Source organism: Streptomyces sp. NPDC054834, from assembly GCF_053611185.1.
The window spans coordinates 1-15,472 of the sequence record NZ_JBSGZV010000074.1; the positions used below are offsets into that span (position 1 = coordinate 1).

General features: G+C 67.2%; 15 protein-coding genes. 10 read left to right on the top strand and 5 right to left on the bottom strand.

The features are described from left to right. The first annotated feature begins 166 nt into the window (after nucleotides 1-166). The 3 genes from ACWGJM_RS46080 to ACWGJM_RS46090 all read left to right on the top strand — a co-directional run bounded on the left by ACWGJM_RS46080 (nucleotide 167) and on the right by ACWGJM_RS46090 (nucleotide 3,468). Nucleotides 167-2,455, top strand: coding sequence for a tyrosine-type recombinase/integrase (locus tag ACWGJM_RS46080; RefSeq protein WP_453417769.1), 2,289 nt, complete (start codon nucleotides 167-169; stop codon nucleotides 2,453-2,455). Beyond that, nucleotides 2,442-2,858 carry a DUF6262 family protein gene (locus ACWGJM_RS46085; RefSeq protein ID WP_453417770.1) on the top strand — a complete coding sequence of 139 codons (417 nt, stop codon included), beginning with the start codon at nucleotides 2,442-2,444 and terminating at the stop codon, nucleotides 2,856-2,858. Before ACWGJM_RS46080 ends, ACWGJM_RS46085 begins: the two co-directional genes overlap by 14 nt. Nucleotides 2,859-2,949: 91 nt before the next feature. Beyond that, entirely contained in the window at nucleotides 2,950-3,468 is a 519-nt protein-coding gene (locus ACWGJM_RS46090) for an AAA family ATPase (RefSeq protein WP_453417771.1), read from the top strand. Between the two features lie 52 nt (nucleotides 3,469-3,520). Here the strand turns inward: ACWGJM_RS46090 and ACWGJM_RS46095 are convergent, their stop codons facing one another. The 5 genes from ACWGJM_RS46095 to ACWGJM_RS46115 form a co-directional block, all read right to left on the bottom strand. After that, entirely contained in the window at nucleotides 3,521-3,679 is a 159-nt protein-coding gene (locus tag ACWGJM_RS46095; RefSeq protein WP_453417793.1) for a DUF5999 family protein, read from the bottom strand. A 174-nt stretch (nucleotides 3,680-3,853) separates the two neighbouring features. Further along, nucleotides 3,854-4,132, bottom strand: coding sequence for a WhiB family transcriptional regulator (locus ACWGJM_RS46100; protein WP_453417794.1), 279 nt, complete (start codon nucleotides 4,130-4,132; stop codon nucleotides 3,854-3,856). A gap of 211 nt (nucleotides 4,133-4,343) precedes the next feature. Then, on the bottom strand, nucleotides 4,344-4,781 hold the full coding sequence (locus tag ACWGJM_RS46105; RefSeq protein ID WP_453417772.1) for an ATP-binding protein: 438 nt from the start codon (nucleotides 4,779-4,781) through the stop codon (nucleotides 4,344-4,346). Nucleotides 4,782-5,163: 382 nt separating this feature from the next. Further along, a complete protein-coding gene (locus ACWGJM_RS46110; protein WP_453417773.1) occupies nucleotides 5,164-5,460 on the bottom strand; it encodes a hypothetical protein in 297 nt (98 codons plus the stop codon). Beyond that, nucleotides 5,457-5,738 (bottom strand): hypothetical protein, encoded by a 282-nt coding sequence (locus ACWGJM_RS46115; RefSeq protein WP_453417774.1) that lies wholly within the window; start codon nucleotides 5,736-5,738, stop codon nucleotides 5,457-5,459. The genes ACWGJM_RS46110 and ACWGJM_RS46115 overlap by 4 nt, the downstream gene beginning before the upstream one ends. Before the next feature lie 967 nt (nucleotides 5,739-6,705). On the opposite strand from ACWGJM_RS46115, the gene ACWGJM_RS46120 reads away from it, so the two are divergent. The 7 genes from ACWGJM_RS46120 to ACWGJM_RS46150 all read left to right on the top strand — a co-directional run bounded on the left by ACWGJM_RS46120 (nucleotide 6,706) and on the right by ACWGJM_RS46150 (nucleotide 15,314). Continuing rightward, nucleotides 6,706-7,200 (top strand): winged helix-turn-helix domain-containing protein, encoded by a 495-nt coding sequence (locus ACWGJM_RS46120; RefSeq protein WP_453417775.1) that lies wholly within the window; start codon nucleotides 6,706-6,708, stop codon nucleotides 7,198-7,200. A 24-nt stretch (nucleotides 7,201-7,224) separates the two neighbouring features. After that, a complete protein-coding gene (locus ACWGJM_RS46125; RefSeq protein WP_453417776.1) occupies nucleotides 7,225-8,079 on the top strand; it encodes a DUF5919 domain-containing protein in 855 nt (284 codons plus the stop codon). Beyond that, nucleotides 8,076-8,894, top strand: coding sequence for an inositol monophosphatase family protein (locus tag ACWGJM_RS46130; protein WP_453417777.1), 819 nt, complete (start codon nucleotides 8,076-8,078; stop codon nucleotides 8,892-8,894). The genes ACWGJM_RS46125 and ACWGJM_RS46130 overlap by 4 nt, the downstream gene beginning before the upstream one ends. Then, nucleotides 8,891-10,459, top strand: a complete 1,569-nt coding sequence (locus ACWGJM_RS46135; RefSeq protein WP_453417778.1) for an RNA-guided endonuclease InsQ/TnpB family protein — start codon at nucleotides 8,891-8,893, stop codon at nucleotides 10,457-10,459. The genes ACWGJM_RS46130 and ACWGJM_RS46135 overlap by 4 nt, the downstream gene beginning before the upstream one ends. A 1,049-nt stretch (nucleotides 10,460-11,508) precedes the next feature. Continuing rightward, entirely contained in the window at nucleotides 11,509-13,776 is a 2,268-nt protein-coding gene (locus tag ACWGJM_RS46140; RefSeq protein WP_453417779.1) for a hypothetical protein, read from the top strand. 125 nt (nucleotides 13,777-13,901) lie between these two features. Then, nucleotides 13,902-14,807, top strand: a complete 906-nt coding sequence (locus ACWGJM_RS46145) for a hypothetical protein (RefSeq protein ID WP_453417780.1) — start codon at nucleotides 13,902-13,904, stop codon at nucleotides 14,805-14,807. Between the two features lie 117 nt (nucleotides 14,808-14,924). Then, the gene (locus tag ACWGJM_RS46150) at nucleotides 14,925-15,314 is read left to right on the top strand and encodes a hypothetical protein (RefSeq protein WP_453417781.1); all 390 of its coding nucleotides are present in this window, start codon (nucleotides 14,925-14,927) and stop codon (nucleotides 15,312-15,314) included. Nucleotides 15,315-15,472: the final 158 nt, after the last annotated feature.

Genomic DNA, 15,472 nt, shown 5'->3' on the forward strand with positions numbered 1-15,472 from the left:
GCTGGCCAACCCGCCAGGACTCGCCGACGATTTCACCGCCTGGGTCCGCACCGGCTGAGGCATTCGGGCAGTTCCAATACCCGACGTCACCATTACACCTCGATGTCGAGGATCATCGTCGGGTGCTCCTCTCGGCCGGGATCATCAAGGACGGGGCATCGGCCCGGTGAACACGCCCCAATCGCGCCGAGGCTCCGCGGGGCTGCTGGCGAAGTTGATGGAGACGGTGCGCCCGGAGTTCCGGGCCGAGGTGTTCTGTCCGCCACGTGACAGCCCGGTGTTCTTCCCTGGTGAGTGCCGCATCGCTTCGTGCCCGACGACGCTGACCATGGGTTCGCTGAAGCTGTGTCGCACCCACCATCACCGCTGGGTGGCCGCAGGACGTCCGGCCGACCTGGACAGCTGGGCCGCGGACGAGGACGCGCGACTGCGTCGCCGCCAGGAGGTGGCGGCCTGCCTGGTCTGCGGGTGCAACCGGGCCAGGGCCGCCCACGGCCTGTGTCACCGGCATGCCTCGCGATGGACCCACGCCCGTCGACCACCGCTTGAGGACTGGCTGGGACGCACCCTCTATCACCCGCCGGGCAGGCCGTGGGCCGCCGAGCGGACCTGCGAGTTTCCCGGCTGCCTACGCTGGACCGACAGCACCGATGCGCCGCTGTGTCACACGCACCACACCCGCTGGCGCAAGCACGGCCGCCCTGAACTCACGAGCTGGTACGACGACCTCGCCCACCGCGGCGACCCGAAGATCCGCCTGAGCCAGCTCGACCCCGCACTGCGTCTGGAGTTCCAGTTCGGCCTGCAACACCGGCTCGACGAGGGGCTGCGCTTCACCCCCGCCCGCGAGGTCCGCCGCGCGGTCACCTGGGCCTGTCAGGCGCCGGTCACCAGCCTCCTGGACTGGGACGAGACCAGCTGGCGCGACCACGTCGCACCGCTGGGGTCCGACCGACGGCGCCACGGCTACAACGTGGTCGCCTTCCGCTTCATTGCGGACACCCGCTTCGCCCTGGAGCACCTGCTCATCGCCGATGACCCATGGGCCGACCAGTATCCGCGGGACACCTGGGACCTGCGCCACTTCGCCCTGACCGAAGGAGAGACGCGCTACCTGCGCTTCGGCGGCATAGCCCAGCCCTGGCTGCGCGAGCTGGTCAAACGATGGTGCCGCTGGCGCATCAGCACGAACATCAGCGTCAACACCATCGCGCAGAACCTGCGCTCCCTGACCCATCTCTCCCGGCACCTGCCGCAGACCGCCGAGCCCGCCGACCTGACCCGCGCCTGGATCGAGACGTGGATCGCCGCCCTGGCCATCGACTACCCGGACGTGTTCACCCGCCGGGCCGCGGTCAACTCGCTGGGCCGGTTCCTCGCCGACGCCCGCGCCCACGACTGGCAGCCCGACCTGCCCCGCGACGCCGTCGTCTACAACGACGCCCCGCCTCCGCCGCCGGCCAAACCCCGCTGGATCCCAGAACACCTGATGCGGCAGATGGAGAACCCCGCCAACCTGGCCTTGATCGCCACCGACGATCTCCGCCTCATGGTCCCGCTGCTGATCTCCTGCGGCCTGCGCATGAAGGACGCCCGGCGACTGCGATTCGACTGCGTCACCCATGACGACACCGGCGCCCCCTACCTGACCTGGGTCAACCACAAGATCCACGGACGCATCGCATTCTTCCCGATCAGCCAGGCCCTCGCCGACGAGATCGCCGCACAGCAAAAGCGTGTCCAGGCCCGCTTCCCGTCCGGGAGCCGCTTCCTGTTCCCCGGTTGGCAGGCCAACCTCAACGGCAGCAAGCCCGTCTCGGACAGCTGGTGCCGCGATCAGATGGAGAGCTGGCTGGAGCGCATCCGTCTCATCGACGAGCACGGCCGCCCCGCCAGGGTGACCTTCCACCAGTTCCGCCACACGCTGGGCACCCGGCTCATCAACGCCAACGTCCCGCAGCACATCGTCCAGCAACTGCTCGATCACATGTCGCCGCAGATGACGGCCATCTACGCCCGGCTGCACCAGAAGACCCTGCGCGAGCACTGGGAGAAGTCCCTCAAGGTCAACGCCGAAGGAGAACCTGTCGCTCTGCCTGCTGACCACCCGCTCGCCGATGCCACATGGATGCGGCTGTCCCTGGTCCGGGCCAAGGTCAGTCTCCCCAACGGCTACTGCGGAGCCCCTATCCAGACCGACTGCGAGTACGCCAACCCGTGTCTGGACTGCCGTTTCTTCATCACCACCGGCGACTTCCTCGACCAGCACCGACGCCAGAGGGACGAGACCCGCAAGCTCATCGACGACGCCGAGAAGGCCGGGCTGTCGCGCATCGTCGAGAAGAACACCCGCACGCTCGGCAAGCTCGACACCATCATCGACGCCCTGGAACAGGCCGGCCCGCAGCAGATCGTGGCCGGTGGGAAGGTGACCGATCTCGATGCCACCGGCTGACAACTCCCGCTTCCTCGTCGAAGCGTCGAAGGCGCGCAGCAGGCAGGCACGCGAGCGAGCCGAAGAAGCCATCAAGGCCGCAGCCCGCCGCGGCGAACGGCCCACGGTCGTCGGCATCGCGAACGCGGCCGGTGTCTCCCGGTCCTGGCTATACACGCAGACCGACCTCATCGCCGCGATCAACCAGCTCCAACAGCGGGCCCCGGCTCCGCATCGCAGTCCTCGGCATGCGGCCAGCGACGCCTCCCTGCAACGCAGGCTGGAGACCGCGCTCGAACGCAACCGGCAACTTCGCGACCAGGTCGCCGACCTCACCCGGAAACTAGAGACAGCCCACGGCGAGATCCGCCGTCTCCGCACCCTGACCGCCGCGCCATCGGCTGGAGCTGCTGAGCGCCGCTGACTCTCGCGCCGCGCTGGCTGGGATACTCCGCTGACCGGTACTGCTCGGGGACGTCTACGGAGGCTCCGGCCCCGCGGATAGGGTCACTGGCATGATTATTTGGCTGAACGGGACCTTCGGCGTCGGCAAGACGACGACCTCGAAGCAACTTGCCGGGCTTCTTCCAGACGCAAGGGTCTTCGACTCCGAGACCGTCGGCTACATGCTGCGACACATCCTCAACTCGATTCCCGTCAGGGACTTCCAGGACTGGCCGCCATGGCGTGGTCTGGTCGTGGAGACCGCGTCGCAGGTCCTCGATTTCGTCGGTGGAGTGCTCGTCATCCCTCAATCGGTGCTGGTCGAGCAGTACTGGGGAGAGATCCACTCCGGGTTGGCGAAGGCTGGCATTCCGGTGCGGCACTTCGTGCTGCACACCGATCCGGATACGCTGGCCCAACGCATCGAGAGTGACACGGTCGAAACCGGTGCTCGGCAATGGCGCCTGGACCACATCCCCCGCTACCAGGCCGCCCTTCCCTGGCTGCGGCGAGAAGCCGAAATCATCGACACCACTCACCTCTCGCCCACCCAAGTTGCGCAGACGATCACTGCCAGCGTTCCCAGCTGAACGACCGGATCCACCGCTCGGCATAGACATGTCCATCTCGCAGACCGCCAGCTCACAGGCGCCGAGAAGCACCAGAGATCGACATAACGTCGAAGACGAAGAGACCGTTGCACAGCAGGCTCCAGCCCTGCTCCGGATGGCTAGCCACGGTCTGCGCGGCCTCGCGGTCGGGGCTGTCAGCAGGCGGGCAAGTCGGCTCGTGCCGGCACAGCCACGAGGTGGTCACGGTCATGGACGAACTCCTTCAGGGTGTCGGGGACGGTGTGGACCGGAGCGGGCGCCAAAGGCGCTGGGGCGATCGGTCCCTGCGTTCTCCGCCGACACCGGGCCGACGATGGCCGGGCCGGTGGCGACGGACTGGGCAGGGGCTGCGGGTGATGTCCGGTCAGGCGCTGGCCTTCCGAGCGCGGTTGCGGGCCGCGCGGCGCTTCATCGCCCGGCGCTCGTCCTCGGACAGGCCGCCCCACACGCCGGAGTCCTCACCGGACTCGAGCGCCCACTGCAGGCAGTGCTCCATCACGGAGCAGCGACGGCAGACCGCCTTGGCCTCCTCGATCTGCAGCAGCGCCGGACCGGTGTTGCCGATCGGGAAGAACAACTCGGGGTCTTCCTCCCGGCAAACGGCGCGGTGCCGCCAGTCGACGCCGGCCTCGGAGGCGGGCATGTGGGCAGCGGAAAGGCTGACGAGGTCCTGAACGTCCTGCATGGGTCCTCCGTTGAGATCGCAAATGCGGGCAGCCCCAGGAACGCGGAGTCCCTGGGGCTGCTGGGAAATGGGGGCGGCTGGGCGCGGTGATCTCCGGCCCCGCCAGGTGCGGTGGTGCTGCAGTGGCAGAAGCTGACCTTCCGACCGTCCGCCCGTAAGACAGCTGGTGTTACTCAGCCCGGAGGCGGCACCTGATCTGCTTGCCGAGCGGCGACGGCTCGACCATCCAGTGATCGGTCAGCAGGTCGAGCAGATGCAGACCGCGTCCAGACATCGCCTCTGCGCTGTCCAAGGCGACATCGCGGCGGTCCGGCTGACCCGGCACGGCGTCGTGAACGATCACCTCGACGCCGGACGGGACGGCGTACACCTCGACGATCAGCAGGACGGGCTCGTTCTCCGAACTGGCCCGCAGCACGTTGCCCATCAGCTCGGACACCACGAGCTCGGCGGAATCAGCGAGGCCCGGGTCAGCGCCGTACGTCGTCGCCACCGAGCGGGTCAGCACGCGAACAGCGCTGAAACCCTCCGAGGAGGCCGTCACCTCAGCGCAGAAGCCGCGCCTCCGCTCGGTCAACACCAGACCCGGCACCGGTTCGGGGACCACAAGTCGTTCGTCCACGGCCGCGGCGTGCAGAGTTCCGGTACCGAAGACCGTGACCGTCACCGTGTCCCACCCCTCTGGTCGTGCTCCCTGGCCCGGCGCAGCGCCTCGTCTTCCTGGCTCGGGTGCTCGTCCCCCTGTGCACCAAGCGGCGCGCGGGATGTCATCATGCTCGTGGAGTTCAACGTGACTTCCTTTCGGGGCGGTCGACGACAACGGCCCCGGGGTGCGATCCCGGGGCCGTCTTCTTTGTTCGGTTGCGGACTGGGTTGGCCTCCCCTGGCGGAGGCCAACCCAGCAGGGCCGCTGACCTATCGAGGTCCTGCTGCCCCCTGCCATCGCCGCTCTGCCAACGAGCAGCGATCACAGGCAGCACAGGAGCGGGTCAGTACTGGATCTCGTAACCCCACGGGTTCTCGCCGGCACGCAGTACGGCCACTTCCTCCCCGTACTCCCTGGCGTGCCCGCGGGCGTAGTACGCGGCCATGCCCGCCTGGGAACGGATCCGTTCGCGCTCGTTCTCGTCTGCGGCGACACGCTCTCCGTCGGCTGCCGCTTCGAGCGAGTGAAGCCGAGCCTTCTCAAGGTCGACGATGATCTCGTCGATCTTGGCCTTCGCCGTCACGTCACCCTTCTCCGCGTCGTCCAGGAGCCAGTCGATGTCGATCGCGGCTTGTGTCATGAGCCGTTCCTTCCATTCGCGACGGGGGTGTGGCGGACGCGTCCCGCCACGAAACGGCGGCGTGTTCCCTGGAGTTGGTCCTGGCGGAGCAACTGCTCGCGCCGCTCGCGGTCCGTGCGCTCCACGGCCGGGAGCACCTGGCGCCACTGCTGAACTCGGCGACGCGAGTGCTGGGCCTCACGGCCGCGCTCCCAGTTCCGCTCTTCCTGCTGCTCGCGGGTCTGCTGGCTGGTCACGCTCTCGCGGGTCTGCTCGGTCCACGACTTCCGTTCGGCCAACTCGTAACCGAGCGGGCAGGGGTGGCCACGGCGACAGTCAGCGCATCCCCGCCGATGCCGAGCGACCGCGGCGAGCGCGCGTTCCAGCGCCGCGAGTCCGCTCCGGCCTGCCTCGCGCTCAGCAAGAACCTTCGGCATCCGGCAGGGAACACGGTTCCGGCAGTTCTTGCAACCGGTCTGATGCCGAGCGATCGCCTGCCGCGCACGCTCTAAGGGCGACATCTGCGCGGTGTACGCCATGCGATGAACCGGCTGGCCGGCCGGAGCAGCGGGCTTGTGGAACTGCTGAGCGCTACGACGCGCTCCAGCCTCTCGCTCTCCCTCAACCAGCGCCGCGCCCCACTGCTCAACCGTGACGTCGAAGATGATCCGGCGGGCGCTTCCCGAGCAGCGCTTCTTGGGTTCCGGATAGTGCGGCGTCAGGGCCCCGCGGCTGATCGAGTGCCAGGACTTGCACTCCGGGCACCTCAGTGTCTGGACCTCGCCGTCCCGGAGGTTCACGTGCTGGGGACGGAAGTCGCTGAGCCGGTACGGGGGGAGCTTGCTGATACGCAAGGCGGGCTCCTTGGCGGGGGAGTGACATGGAGGCTGCGTTCCCTGCCGACCAGGAGCCGTCAGCGGAAATAAGCTGGTCGGATCCTGGACGACAGGCAGCGCAACTGCTGTCGGGCTGCCCTGCTCTCACCCACCAGGGGACATCGTGTCGGCTCTATGGCCGGTCAACCCCAGTGCCGCGTGTAAGCGATGGCGAGCAGGCTGCGTTTTTCGGTTGGTGGAGCTGAAGCGGAGGTCCCCGCTTGCAGCGACTATATACACAAGGTGGCGCCATGTGTATAAGGTTGTCAAGGAGGTATCGCCAATGACTGCTCCAGACACCCTGCTGGCCCCCCTGCTGGCCCGCACGTTGCGTATGTGCTGCACTAGGGGCGGCTTGTACAACATGGTGCACAAGGACAGAGGAGACTCCGTGGCAGACAAAGTCGGGCAGCCGGAGTACCGCAGAGTCATGGATGATCTGCGTCAGCAGATCTCTGACGAGCGGCTCAAGGTCGGCGAACCGATCCCTTCCACGGCCACTCTCACCGACGTCTACGGTGTCTCAAGCACCGTGGTCCGACGGGCCGTTAGCGAATTGACTCGCGAGGGCCTCCTGTACGGCCAGCCTGGCAAGGCGGTTTTCGTCCAGGCCAAGCCAGAGGACGTCCACAAGGAGCAGCTCACGCTTGAGCGTCTCGCACAGGGGCTCGCTTCGCTCCAAACCCAGGTCGACTCGATGCAGTCGCCTGACAGGGAAGCTCTTGACGATCTCCGGCAAGAGCTGTCTGACCTGCGCGGCACGGTCGAGCTACTGCAGTCGCAGCTCATTGACCTGTTCGGCCGGCTTGGGCAGCCATACCCACGTGACGCCCGCCCGGCACAGGATCCCGCCTCACCCCGCCCGCGGCAGGCAAACGGCGCCTGAAACCATCCCAGGAGGAGCACCCCGATGACGAGCGGGCAGGAAGCGGCCGTTGTCTCGATGTACGGACCCGGCCCTCGACAACTGGATCTCGGAGACGTAGCCAGAAACCAGGTCGCCGCGGCCCGGGCGGCACGTGGCATGAGTGAGGCAGAATTTGCCCAGTTACTGGACAGTCTGCTCGGGTGGCCTGTGAAGGCTGGGCTCGTCACAGCGTGGGAGACGACCACCACTCCTCCAGGAGACGTGCTCGTCGCATGCGAATTGATCGTCCGCCAAAGTCCTCCTGATCTGGGCAACCGGCAGGCTTTCGACGCTGCGGCCCAGGTGATGGGTGATCGCTTCGTTGATCTTGAGGCTGTGTATCCGACGCGGTCAGAGTTTCAGGCAAAGCTGCCCACCTCGGATCTTCTTGAGGGCGCCAAGGAGATCCGAGCCTGCGGATTGTCCCTCAATATGTTGTGCCAGACGTACTCAGACGTACGGCTCCGTGAACTCGTTGAGCAGGGAACTACTCTTCGATGCCTCTTCTTGAAGCCCTACGGACACTTCATACGGGAGCGAGAGCAGGAGGAGGGGTATCCGGCGAATCGCCTGTCGGACCTGACGGCAATGAACCTGATGATCCTTCGCGAACACGTCGCCGGTCGTGTGAGCCCGGAAGCGCAGGAGCGCATTGAAATCGGCGTCTATGACGAGCCGATCCGCTTCAACGTGCTCCTCGTCGACACCGAGGTGTGCGTCGCGCAGACGTACCTTCCGCAGGCCCGCGGTGTCGACTCTCCCACCTTCGTGATCCGGAAGCGCCGCCCGTCCGGTGGACTGTACACATCCTTTGAGCGAGTGTTCTCCGCCATGTGGGAAAGGCGTGAACCTGCATGAGTGATCTACGTTCGCTTCTTCAGGTTGCGTGCGCTGCGGTTGATCAAGCAGCTTCCCTGGTCGGCCGCATGGCAGTCGGCGAGGTGCGAGCCAAGGGCGACCGCGACATGGTCTCCGAGATCGACCTGGCAGTAGAGGAACAGGTCCGGGACTTCCTCTCACGCGAAACGCCAGAACTCGGCTTCCTCGGCGAGGAAGAGGGAGCCACTGTGCCCGTCAAGGAACTCACATGGGCCCTCGACCCGATCGACGGTACAGCGAACCTAGTGAACGGAATTCCGCTCTGTGCCGTGTCACTCGGGCTCGTGTCCGGCAACGCCTCCGTGCTCGGCGTGATCGATCTGCCTTTCCTGTCAAAGCGTTTCACGGCCGCTCAAGGACTTGGTGCTCATGCCGACTCAGTACGGCTTATGCCAAGTCGCACGAACGATCTCTCACAAGCCGTGATCGCAATCGGTGATTACGCGGTCGGTACGAGCGCGCAGCAACGCAACAGGGTGAGGTTCGCCATCACTCATCTTCTTGCTGAGCGAGCACTACGGGTACGGATGGTCGGATCTGCCGCCATCGATCTCGCTTGGGTGGCTGCCGGGAAGCTAGACGCGAGCATCGCGATGAGCAATCACCCGTGGGACATGGCAGCGGGCACGGCCATCGCACGCGAAGCCGGAGCGTTGGTCCTGGACGCCGAGGGAGCCGAGCATGAGTTGCTCTCCTCGGCCACGGTTGCCGTCGCTCCGGGGCTGCGCGGTCCCGTGCTTGACCTTCTCGACGACGCACGCCGCCAGGCCAACACTCAGGGAGGTTGCTGTTGACGGAGGCGCCGGCAGCAGGCACCGAGATTCTTAAGGGCTTTCAGTTCGCGCTGGACCCCACTCCTGCCCAAGTTGAGTCGTTCACCCGGCACGCTGGCGCGGCCCGATGGGCGTACAACCACGCGTTGGGCATGAAGATGTCCGCGCACCAAGAGTGGCGGCGCGAACTCCAGCAGTTGGTGGATCACGGCGTGCCAGAAGTAGAGGCCCGGAAGAAGGTGCGAGTTCCTGTGCCGCTGAAGCCTGCGATCCAGAAGCACCTGAATCAGATCAAGGGTGACTCCCGGACGCCAGACCTTCCCGAGGATGCTTCTGGCCCGGAGCGGCCATGTCCGTGGTGGCACGAGGTGAACAACTTCGTCTTTCAGTCAGCGTTCATTGATGCGGACCGAGCCTGGCAGAACTGGCTGAATTCGATACGCGGAGCGCGGGCAGGGGGACCCGTTGGATATCCACGGTTCAAGAAGAAGGGTCGCTCACGGGAATCGTTTCGTCTGCACCATCACACGAAACGACCCGGCATCCGGTTCGCAACCCACCGTAGGTTGCGACTGCCGACCATTGGAGAAGTACGGCTTCACACGTCCGCCAAACGGCTGACCCGGCTGGTCGAACGGAGCGAGGCGGTGGTGCAGTCGGTGACCATCTCCCGGGCCGGGCACCGCTGGTACGCGTCGGTGTTGTGCAAGGTCAACGCGCACTTTCCGGAGGGGCCCACCAGGATTCAACGCGAGCGCGGCCGCGTCGGCGTCGACTTAGGCGTCAACCATCTCGCGATCCTCTCCCAACCCTTCGAATCCAACGACCCGGGCACGGCGTTTGTAGCCAATCCACGGTTCTTGCGTGCGGCCCACAACCGACTCGCTAAAGCCCAACGGGCCCTGTCCCGCACGGAGAAGGGATCGCAGAGGCGCCAAAAGGCCCGGAATAGGGTGGCCCGGCTGCATCATCAAGTCGCGGTGCGCCGCCAGACTGCGCTGCACGCCCTGACCAAGCAGCTGGCTACCCGATTCACCGAGATCGCCATCGAGGACCTCAGCGTCTCTGGAATGACCCGCAGCGCGCGCGGAAGCCTAGACAAGCCCGGCCTCCGCGTGAAGCAGAAGGCCGGCCTCAACCGGGCCGTTCTCGATACCTCACCAGGCGAGCTGCGCCGCCAGCTCACCTACAAGACTTCCTGGTACGGCTCCACCCTCGCGGTCCTCGATCGCTGGTTCCCGTCCAGCAAGACCTGCTCCGCCTGCGGATGGCAAAACCCACACCTCACGCTCGCGGACAGGACGTTCCACTGCACCAATTGCGCCTTCACGATCGACCGGGATCTCAACGCCGCACGCAACATCGCGGCCCACGCTGTCCCAGTTGACCCTGTCGCCCCTGGCAGAGGGGAGACACAAAACGCCCGCCGAGCCCCCGTAAGACCGCCCGGCCCCCGGGCCTGGCGGCAGAAGGCGATGAAGCGGGAAGACACCAGCCCACCCAGGCCGGTGCCATCTCAGCGGAACGATCCGCTGACGCTCTTCACCCTCGCCCCAACCCAAGCGGCACCATGCCGGGAATGTTGAGTCCAGGGAGTGGAGCGGCCCGGTACCCGTACCCTCCGCACATCATCCGGGTCCGTCCCTCTGGCCCGTCAGCGGTCATACTCAGTGGTGCGTTCGTTGACGCGCCCACGGACTGCCACAGCTCTTCAGAGATATGCCGTGGCGTCAGGGAGGAAGACGACACGGTCGATACCAGGGTGTCGCTGTGTGATCTCAGAGATGTACGGTATCCACGGACAAATGAAGTATGGAAATGGCAAGGGTCCGCGAGGTGGTACTCGCGGACCCTGTGGGACCCCCGAGTTGGCGCTCTGGGTCCCGTGGCCGAGGACCTATCCAGGGAAGGCCTCGACGTGCAGCAGGGTACCCCGCCCTTCCGACAGACACACACCAAGGCGCCCGCCGTGGCAGCGATGACGATGAACCGTGCGTCGCTCCGGTGGGGTGCCTTTTTTATCTTCCCGCGCCAGTCCGGCTGCGGGCGCACCTCTGCCCCGGAGGGGGGCGAGATGGTGTAGTCGCGGTTGGCGGCGCCCGCTGAGCGGGTCTTCGAGCCGCCGGGACGCCCGGCCACCCTGGTGATTGCCGTCACCTGGGCTGTGGCGCCCCATCTGCTACCAGGAGGTTTGCCGACCCCCTGAAGGGATTGCCCGTCCGGTTGCCGCCGGCCGAGCAATTCGATCTCGGTTCGCTTCAGAACCCACGAAGTGCCGCAAGGCCCTTCGTTATGCCCTCTTCCACGTCAAGAAAGAGGCACGACTCATGTTGCAGCATGGTGCTGCCCTTTGTCAGCCCATCCATGCCCGAATGGCGCATTTTGCGGCGTCTTCCCGGTCACAGTTTTCCTCACGAGCGTCCGTTTGGCTGTGCGCGTGGGCCGGCAGACCGTCTCGTGCGCGGCTCGTCGGGGTGTCCACGTGAGCACCGCCGTGGTTCCCGCCGCCCACCGCCGGCCGTCACGCCGTCGGTGGCTGCACTCGGTGCCAAAGATGGCCGGGCCGACTGTGAAGCACGGTCCGGGACATCCTCTGGCGCTCGGCCAGGATGCTCGTGTTCGATTTGCTGCCGCCGTGCGGACGCTGCTGGACAGTCCGGGCCTTGAGGAGGCGTCGGACCCGGTGCGGCTGGCGGTAGTGGTGTTGGCTTCCCGTACGCCGTCCGAGACCGGTGTGGTGGAGATCCGCGCTCGTGAGCTGGGCCGGTGGCTGGGGCTGTCGGTGTCCAGGGTTCGGCATGCGGTCGTGCCGGGCCTGCGTCGTTCCGGTGTGGTGGATGTCGACACGCTGCCGGGCGAGTTCGGCGAGGACTGGGGTCTGACTTGCCGGGTGCTTCCGATGTGGGAGGCCCAGAACAAGGTCGGGCATCCGTTGCGGTTGACGAAGCCGGAGCTCGCCACCCTGCTGCGGCTGGTGGAGGCCCTGATGGCGCCGGGCTGGGCGCACCGGGATGGGCGGGTGACGCCGACCGGGCTGCTGGGTGCCCGTACGGGGCATGGTGCGGCGACGGACCGGCTCGCTTTGCTGCTGCTGGTGTTGGAGGCGGGGGAGACGGGGCGGGTGCGGCTGTGTGGTGGCCGGGTCGACAAGCGCTATGGCCGACCGGTAGCGACTTTGGCCCGGCTGCTGGGGCGCTCGCTGTCGCAGGCGGAGCGGGTGTTGGAGAGGCTGGAGGGCGCCGGGCTGGTGGAGCGCCCGCGGCGGCAGACTGTGTCCGGCCTGCGGCAGGCGGCGCGGCTGGTGGTGCCGGCGGTTGCGGCCGCGCACGGTGGCCGCCAGGGAAGCGCGGATGCTGCTGATGGCCTCGTTGGAGACCTCGCGGGTATGGCATGGCCTAGTGAGGACCTCCTTCCGCCGACGAAACCACAGATCAGCGGGACCCCTGGTCGGTGCGGAGCTGATGAGGGAGACCTCGCGACTACGGCATCCCTTCACACTGATCACTCTTCTGTGGCTGATGTGTCTTCTGAGGTTGCTGATGGCCTTGGGTTTTCCGGCTACGCCGATCCGGGGTTCTGTGATCAGCCGGAGAGCGCGTACGCGCACGAGGGCCAGGCTGCGGACGCTGCAGATGCCCCGTCCCAGCGGGCGATCGGTGGGGATGGCCCGCTGCGCGGGGAAAACCAGGGAGAGTGCCCAGGTGGGGGATTGCCGACGGCAGGCTCGGGGAGCCGTTCGCGGCTGAGGGTCGTGGATGGTGCTGGTGAACAGCGGCAGCAAGAACGGCGGGTGGCTGACCTTGGCGATCTTCGTTTGCGGGTCGCTTTGGCTCCGGTGGCCTACCTGTGGAGGCAGCTCCGTCGCGGCCAGCAGGCCGTCGCCGTTCGCGCTGCTGAGCAGGCCCTTGGGGCCTTGTCCGGGATCGTGGCCCCGAAGGCAGCGCCGCGCGTGCTCGCGGCCCGGCTCACCGACCGGCTGGAGGAGGTCGGGGGCGAGGCCCTGGTACGCGATCCGATGGGCTGGCTGCTCGGTCGGGGCCTGGTCCAGCGCCCTGCCTGCCCAGACCTGAGGTGCGACGACGGCATCCGCCTGGACACCGGCACCGACTGCCCGACCTGCGGAAACATCGTCCACACGCGGCGCGCGCTGCGGGCCCGGGTTGCGGCCGGGGTCGAGGCCGAGATGCCGTACAGCGATCCGGCCGCGCGCCGTGCCGTGGCCGAGCGGCGCCTGCGCGAGGAAACCGCCCTCGAGGAACAGCGGGCGCAGGTCCGCCGTGCCCGGGCCGAGCGTGAGGTTGAGCAACGTCAGCAGGCGATCGCGCGGCGCCGTGCCCTCGAGGAAGATGCGGAACTGGTCCGGAGGCAAACGCCGTGTGCGGACTGCGGGCTGCCCGAATCCGCTGGCCTGTGCCCGGTGTGCTCCTACCGGCGGCGGACCGAGGAGCTCGTGCGGGAGGCGGTCGACCTGGCGGTCGCCGTGCGGGCTGACCTCCTGGACGCTGCCGCGGTCGACGAGCTCACCCAGCAGTGCGAGGCGGATACCCGTAGCCTCCTGGCCTTGGCGTGCGAGCGAGCCTGCGGTCCGGACGCCGATCCGGCTTGGGCAGCGTTCACTGCGCCGCAGGTGGCGCAGCAGATCCGGGACGAGCGGCGCGCGGCCGCGCTGCGTCGGCTGCTGGGGTCGCAGGAGGCGGTGGCGGACGCCGACGCGGCGTACGAGGCGTGCCTTAGGCACCGGGGCCGAGGTGCCGAGGCTGCTGCCGAGGAGGCTGCGGACGCGGCGGGCCGCCGCACCGCCGAATTCCTCCTGCACCAGCGCCTGGGCGAACTGCATGCTGCCCGCCAGCGCGCGGCCGCGACACCTTCCCCCGCGGACAGGGTGTCGGTAGACGCGGCCTAACCGTGGTGACTCTTGGGAGCCCTGCGAGTGATGTCGGTCCACAGCACGGTGGCGCGGTCGATGCCGCCGTCGCTGCTGGCTAATCCCGGAGCGCTTGACGGTCCTGCGGCCCTATCGTCTCGGCCATGGATTCAGAGCAGTTGAAAAGTTCATCTCAAAGATGGATGAATGCGGCGCTGGCGGCCTTTGTCGAGGGGCCCGAGAGCTACGACTTCGCCGTTCACCACGCCGGCGTCGCGACAGAGCACCTGCTCAAGGCATACCTCGCTGGAATCCACCCGGCTCTGATCGTCGACGGTCGGAACTTCGACTCGTTGCTCCATGCCACAGGTCTGGGCTCCCACGCAGCTCCTCTGACCAAGGTCAAGACCATCGGCCTCGCAGAAGCCCATGAGCGGGTTCTGAGGCTGCTTCCCAGGAAGATCCCGATCGACAAGAAGGCCCTCGAGCCCCTGGCGGACGCCCGCAATGGGGTTGCCCACAGCGCGATACACGACTCGGCACAAGCTGAAGCGGTATTCACGGTCTGCTTGCGCCTCGTCGACCCGGTTCTCGAAGAACTGAAAGTCGATCCGATCAGCTACTGGGGCCCCTACCGGGTCCTGCACGACAAGCTGGTCGATGAGCAGGTGCGACAAGAACGCGTCGCGGCGGAAGCTCTGCTGGTCAAGGCACGCTCACTGTTCGAGCAGCGCTTCGGGCATATGTCCCGCAAAGAGCGTGATGTGGTTCTGGCCGCGATCACCAGCCAGCCGATGATCACCATGAGCCGGGAAGCGCCGAAACAGTGCCCCGCCTGCGGTTCTCAGGGGTGGGTGGCTGGTCTTGTGAACGTCCAGGGCGTCGCCGGCCAGGAAGGGGTCTACCTCGTTCCCTACGGATTCCACTGCGCGGCATGCGACCTCGAAGTGAGCAGCAAACTTATCTTTCACCTGGGCGACCTGGACGAGGATGTTCTCTTGGACGACGACCCCTACGACTACGTCGGGGACGAACCGCCGGTTGACGAAGACGTCTACAGAGGCCGATGAGCCAGCTCTCCTCAGACGCCCGCTCCAGCTGCCTCGACCGTCCTCGAGTAATCGAAACCACGACGTGGGACACCACGACGGGGATCAACTGGGTTACTGCGTGGGCAAGATGAGCGCATGACCTTCGACTGGAAGATTCCCCCGTGGCAGCGGAACGAGGACTGCACGCACATGGCCGTCTTGCTCACCAGCGCCGGTGGTGAGCAAGTCGCCCTCACCACGGAAAGCGTCCGCGGTGACAACGCCACCGAGGCCCTCGCCGACCTGCTCATGGGGCCAGGCGGCGCAGGCGGCGCGGTGCTGCTGCCCAGCCTCATCGCCGTGGTGGTCCGGCGCGGCATCGACGTCATGTGGATGGCCCAGCCGCCCATCCACGTGGCGGCAGCAGGCGACGGTGAGTGGAACATCGCCGTCGAAGGAGCGGACAAGGACGACGTGACCGCGTTCTCCGCGGAGGACACGCGCGACCTGCTCGCCCGGCTGCAGGCTGCCTACAGCGCCGGGTAGACCGGTCGCCTCAGAGACACCCTCGGGCTCGCGGGCCCCGATGGGGGCCGCGCGGCCCGGGGCAGTCGCCCCGCCCCCCCCCCCCGCGGATCCCCCTGGGGCCCCCGCGGGGGGCCGGCACCGCCCGCGCCCCGCGGGCTGCCCGGGGGGGGGCGGCG

Coding starts and splice junctions, on each gene's coding strand:
- ACWGJM_RS46145 (WP_453417780.1), top strand. CDS start 13,902: ATGGATTCAGAGCAGTTGAAAAGTTCATCTCAAAGATGGATGAATGCG.
- ACWGJM_RS46150 (WP_453417781.1), top strand. CDS start 14,925: ATGACCTTCGACTGGAAGATTCCCCCGTGGCAGCGGAACGAGGACTGC.
- ACWGJM_RS46110 (WP_453417773.1), bottom strand. CDS start 5,460: ATGACACAAGCCGCGATCGACATCGACTGGCTCCTGGACGACGCGGAG.
- ACWGJM_RS46125 (WP_453417776.1), top strand. CDS start 7,225: ATGACGAGCGGGCAGGAAGCGGCCGTTGTCTCGATGTACGGACCCGGC.
- ACWGJM_RS46130 (WP_453417777.1), top strand. CDS start 8,076: ATGAGTGATCTACGTTCGCTTCTTCAGGTTGCGTGCGCTGCGGTTGAT.
- ACWGJM_RS46100 (WP_453417794.1), bottom strand. CDS start 4,132: ATGCCCGCCTCCGAGGCCGGCGTCGACTGGCGGCACCGCGCCGTTTGC.
- ACWGJM_RS46090 (WP_453417771.1), top strand. CDS start 2,950: ATGATTATTTGGCTGAACGGGACCTTCGGCGTCGGCAAGACGACGACC.
- ACWGJM_RS46085 (WP_453417770.1), top strand. CDS start 2,442: ATGCCACCGGCTGACAACTCCCGCTTCCTCGTCGAAGCGTCGAAGGCG.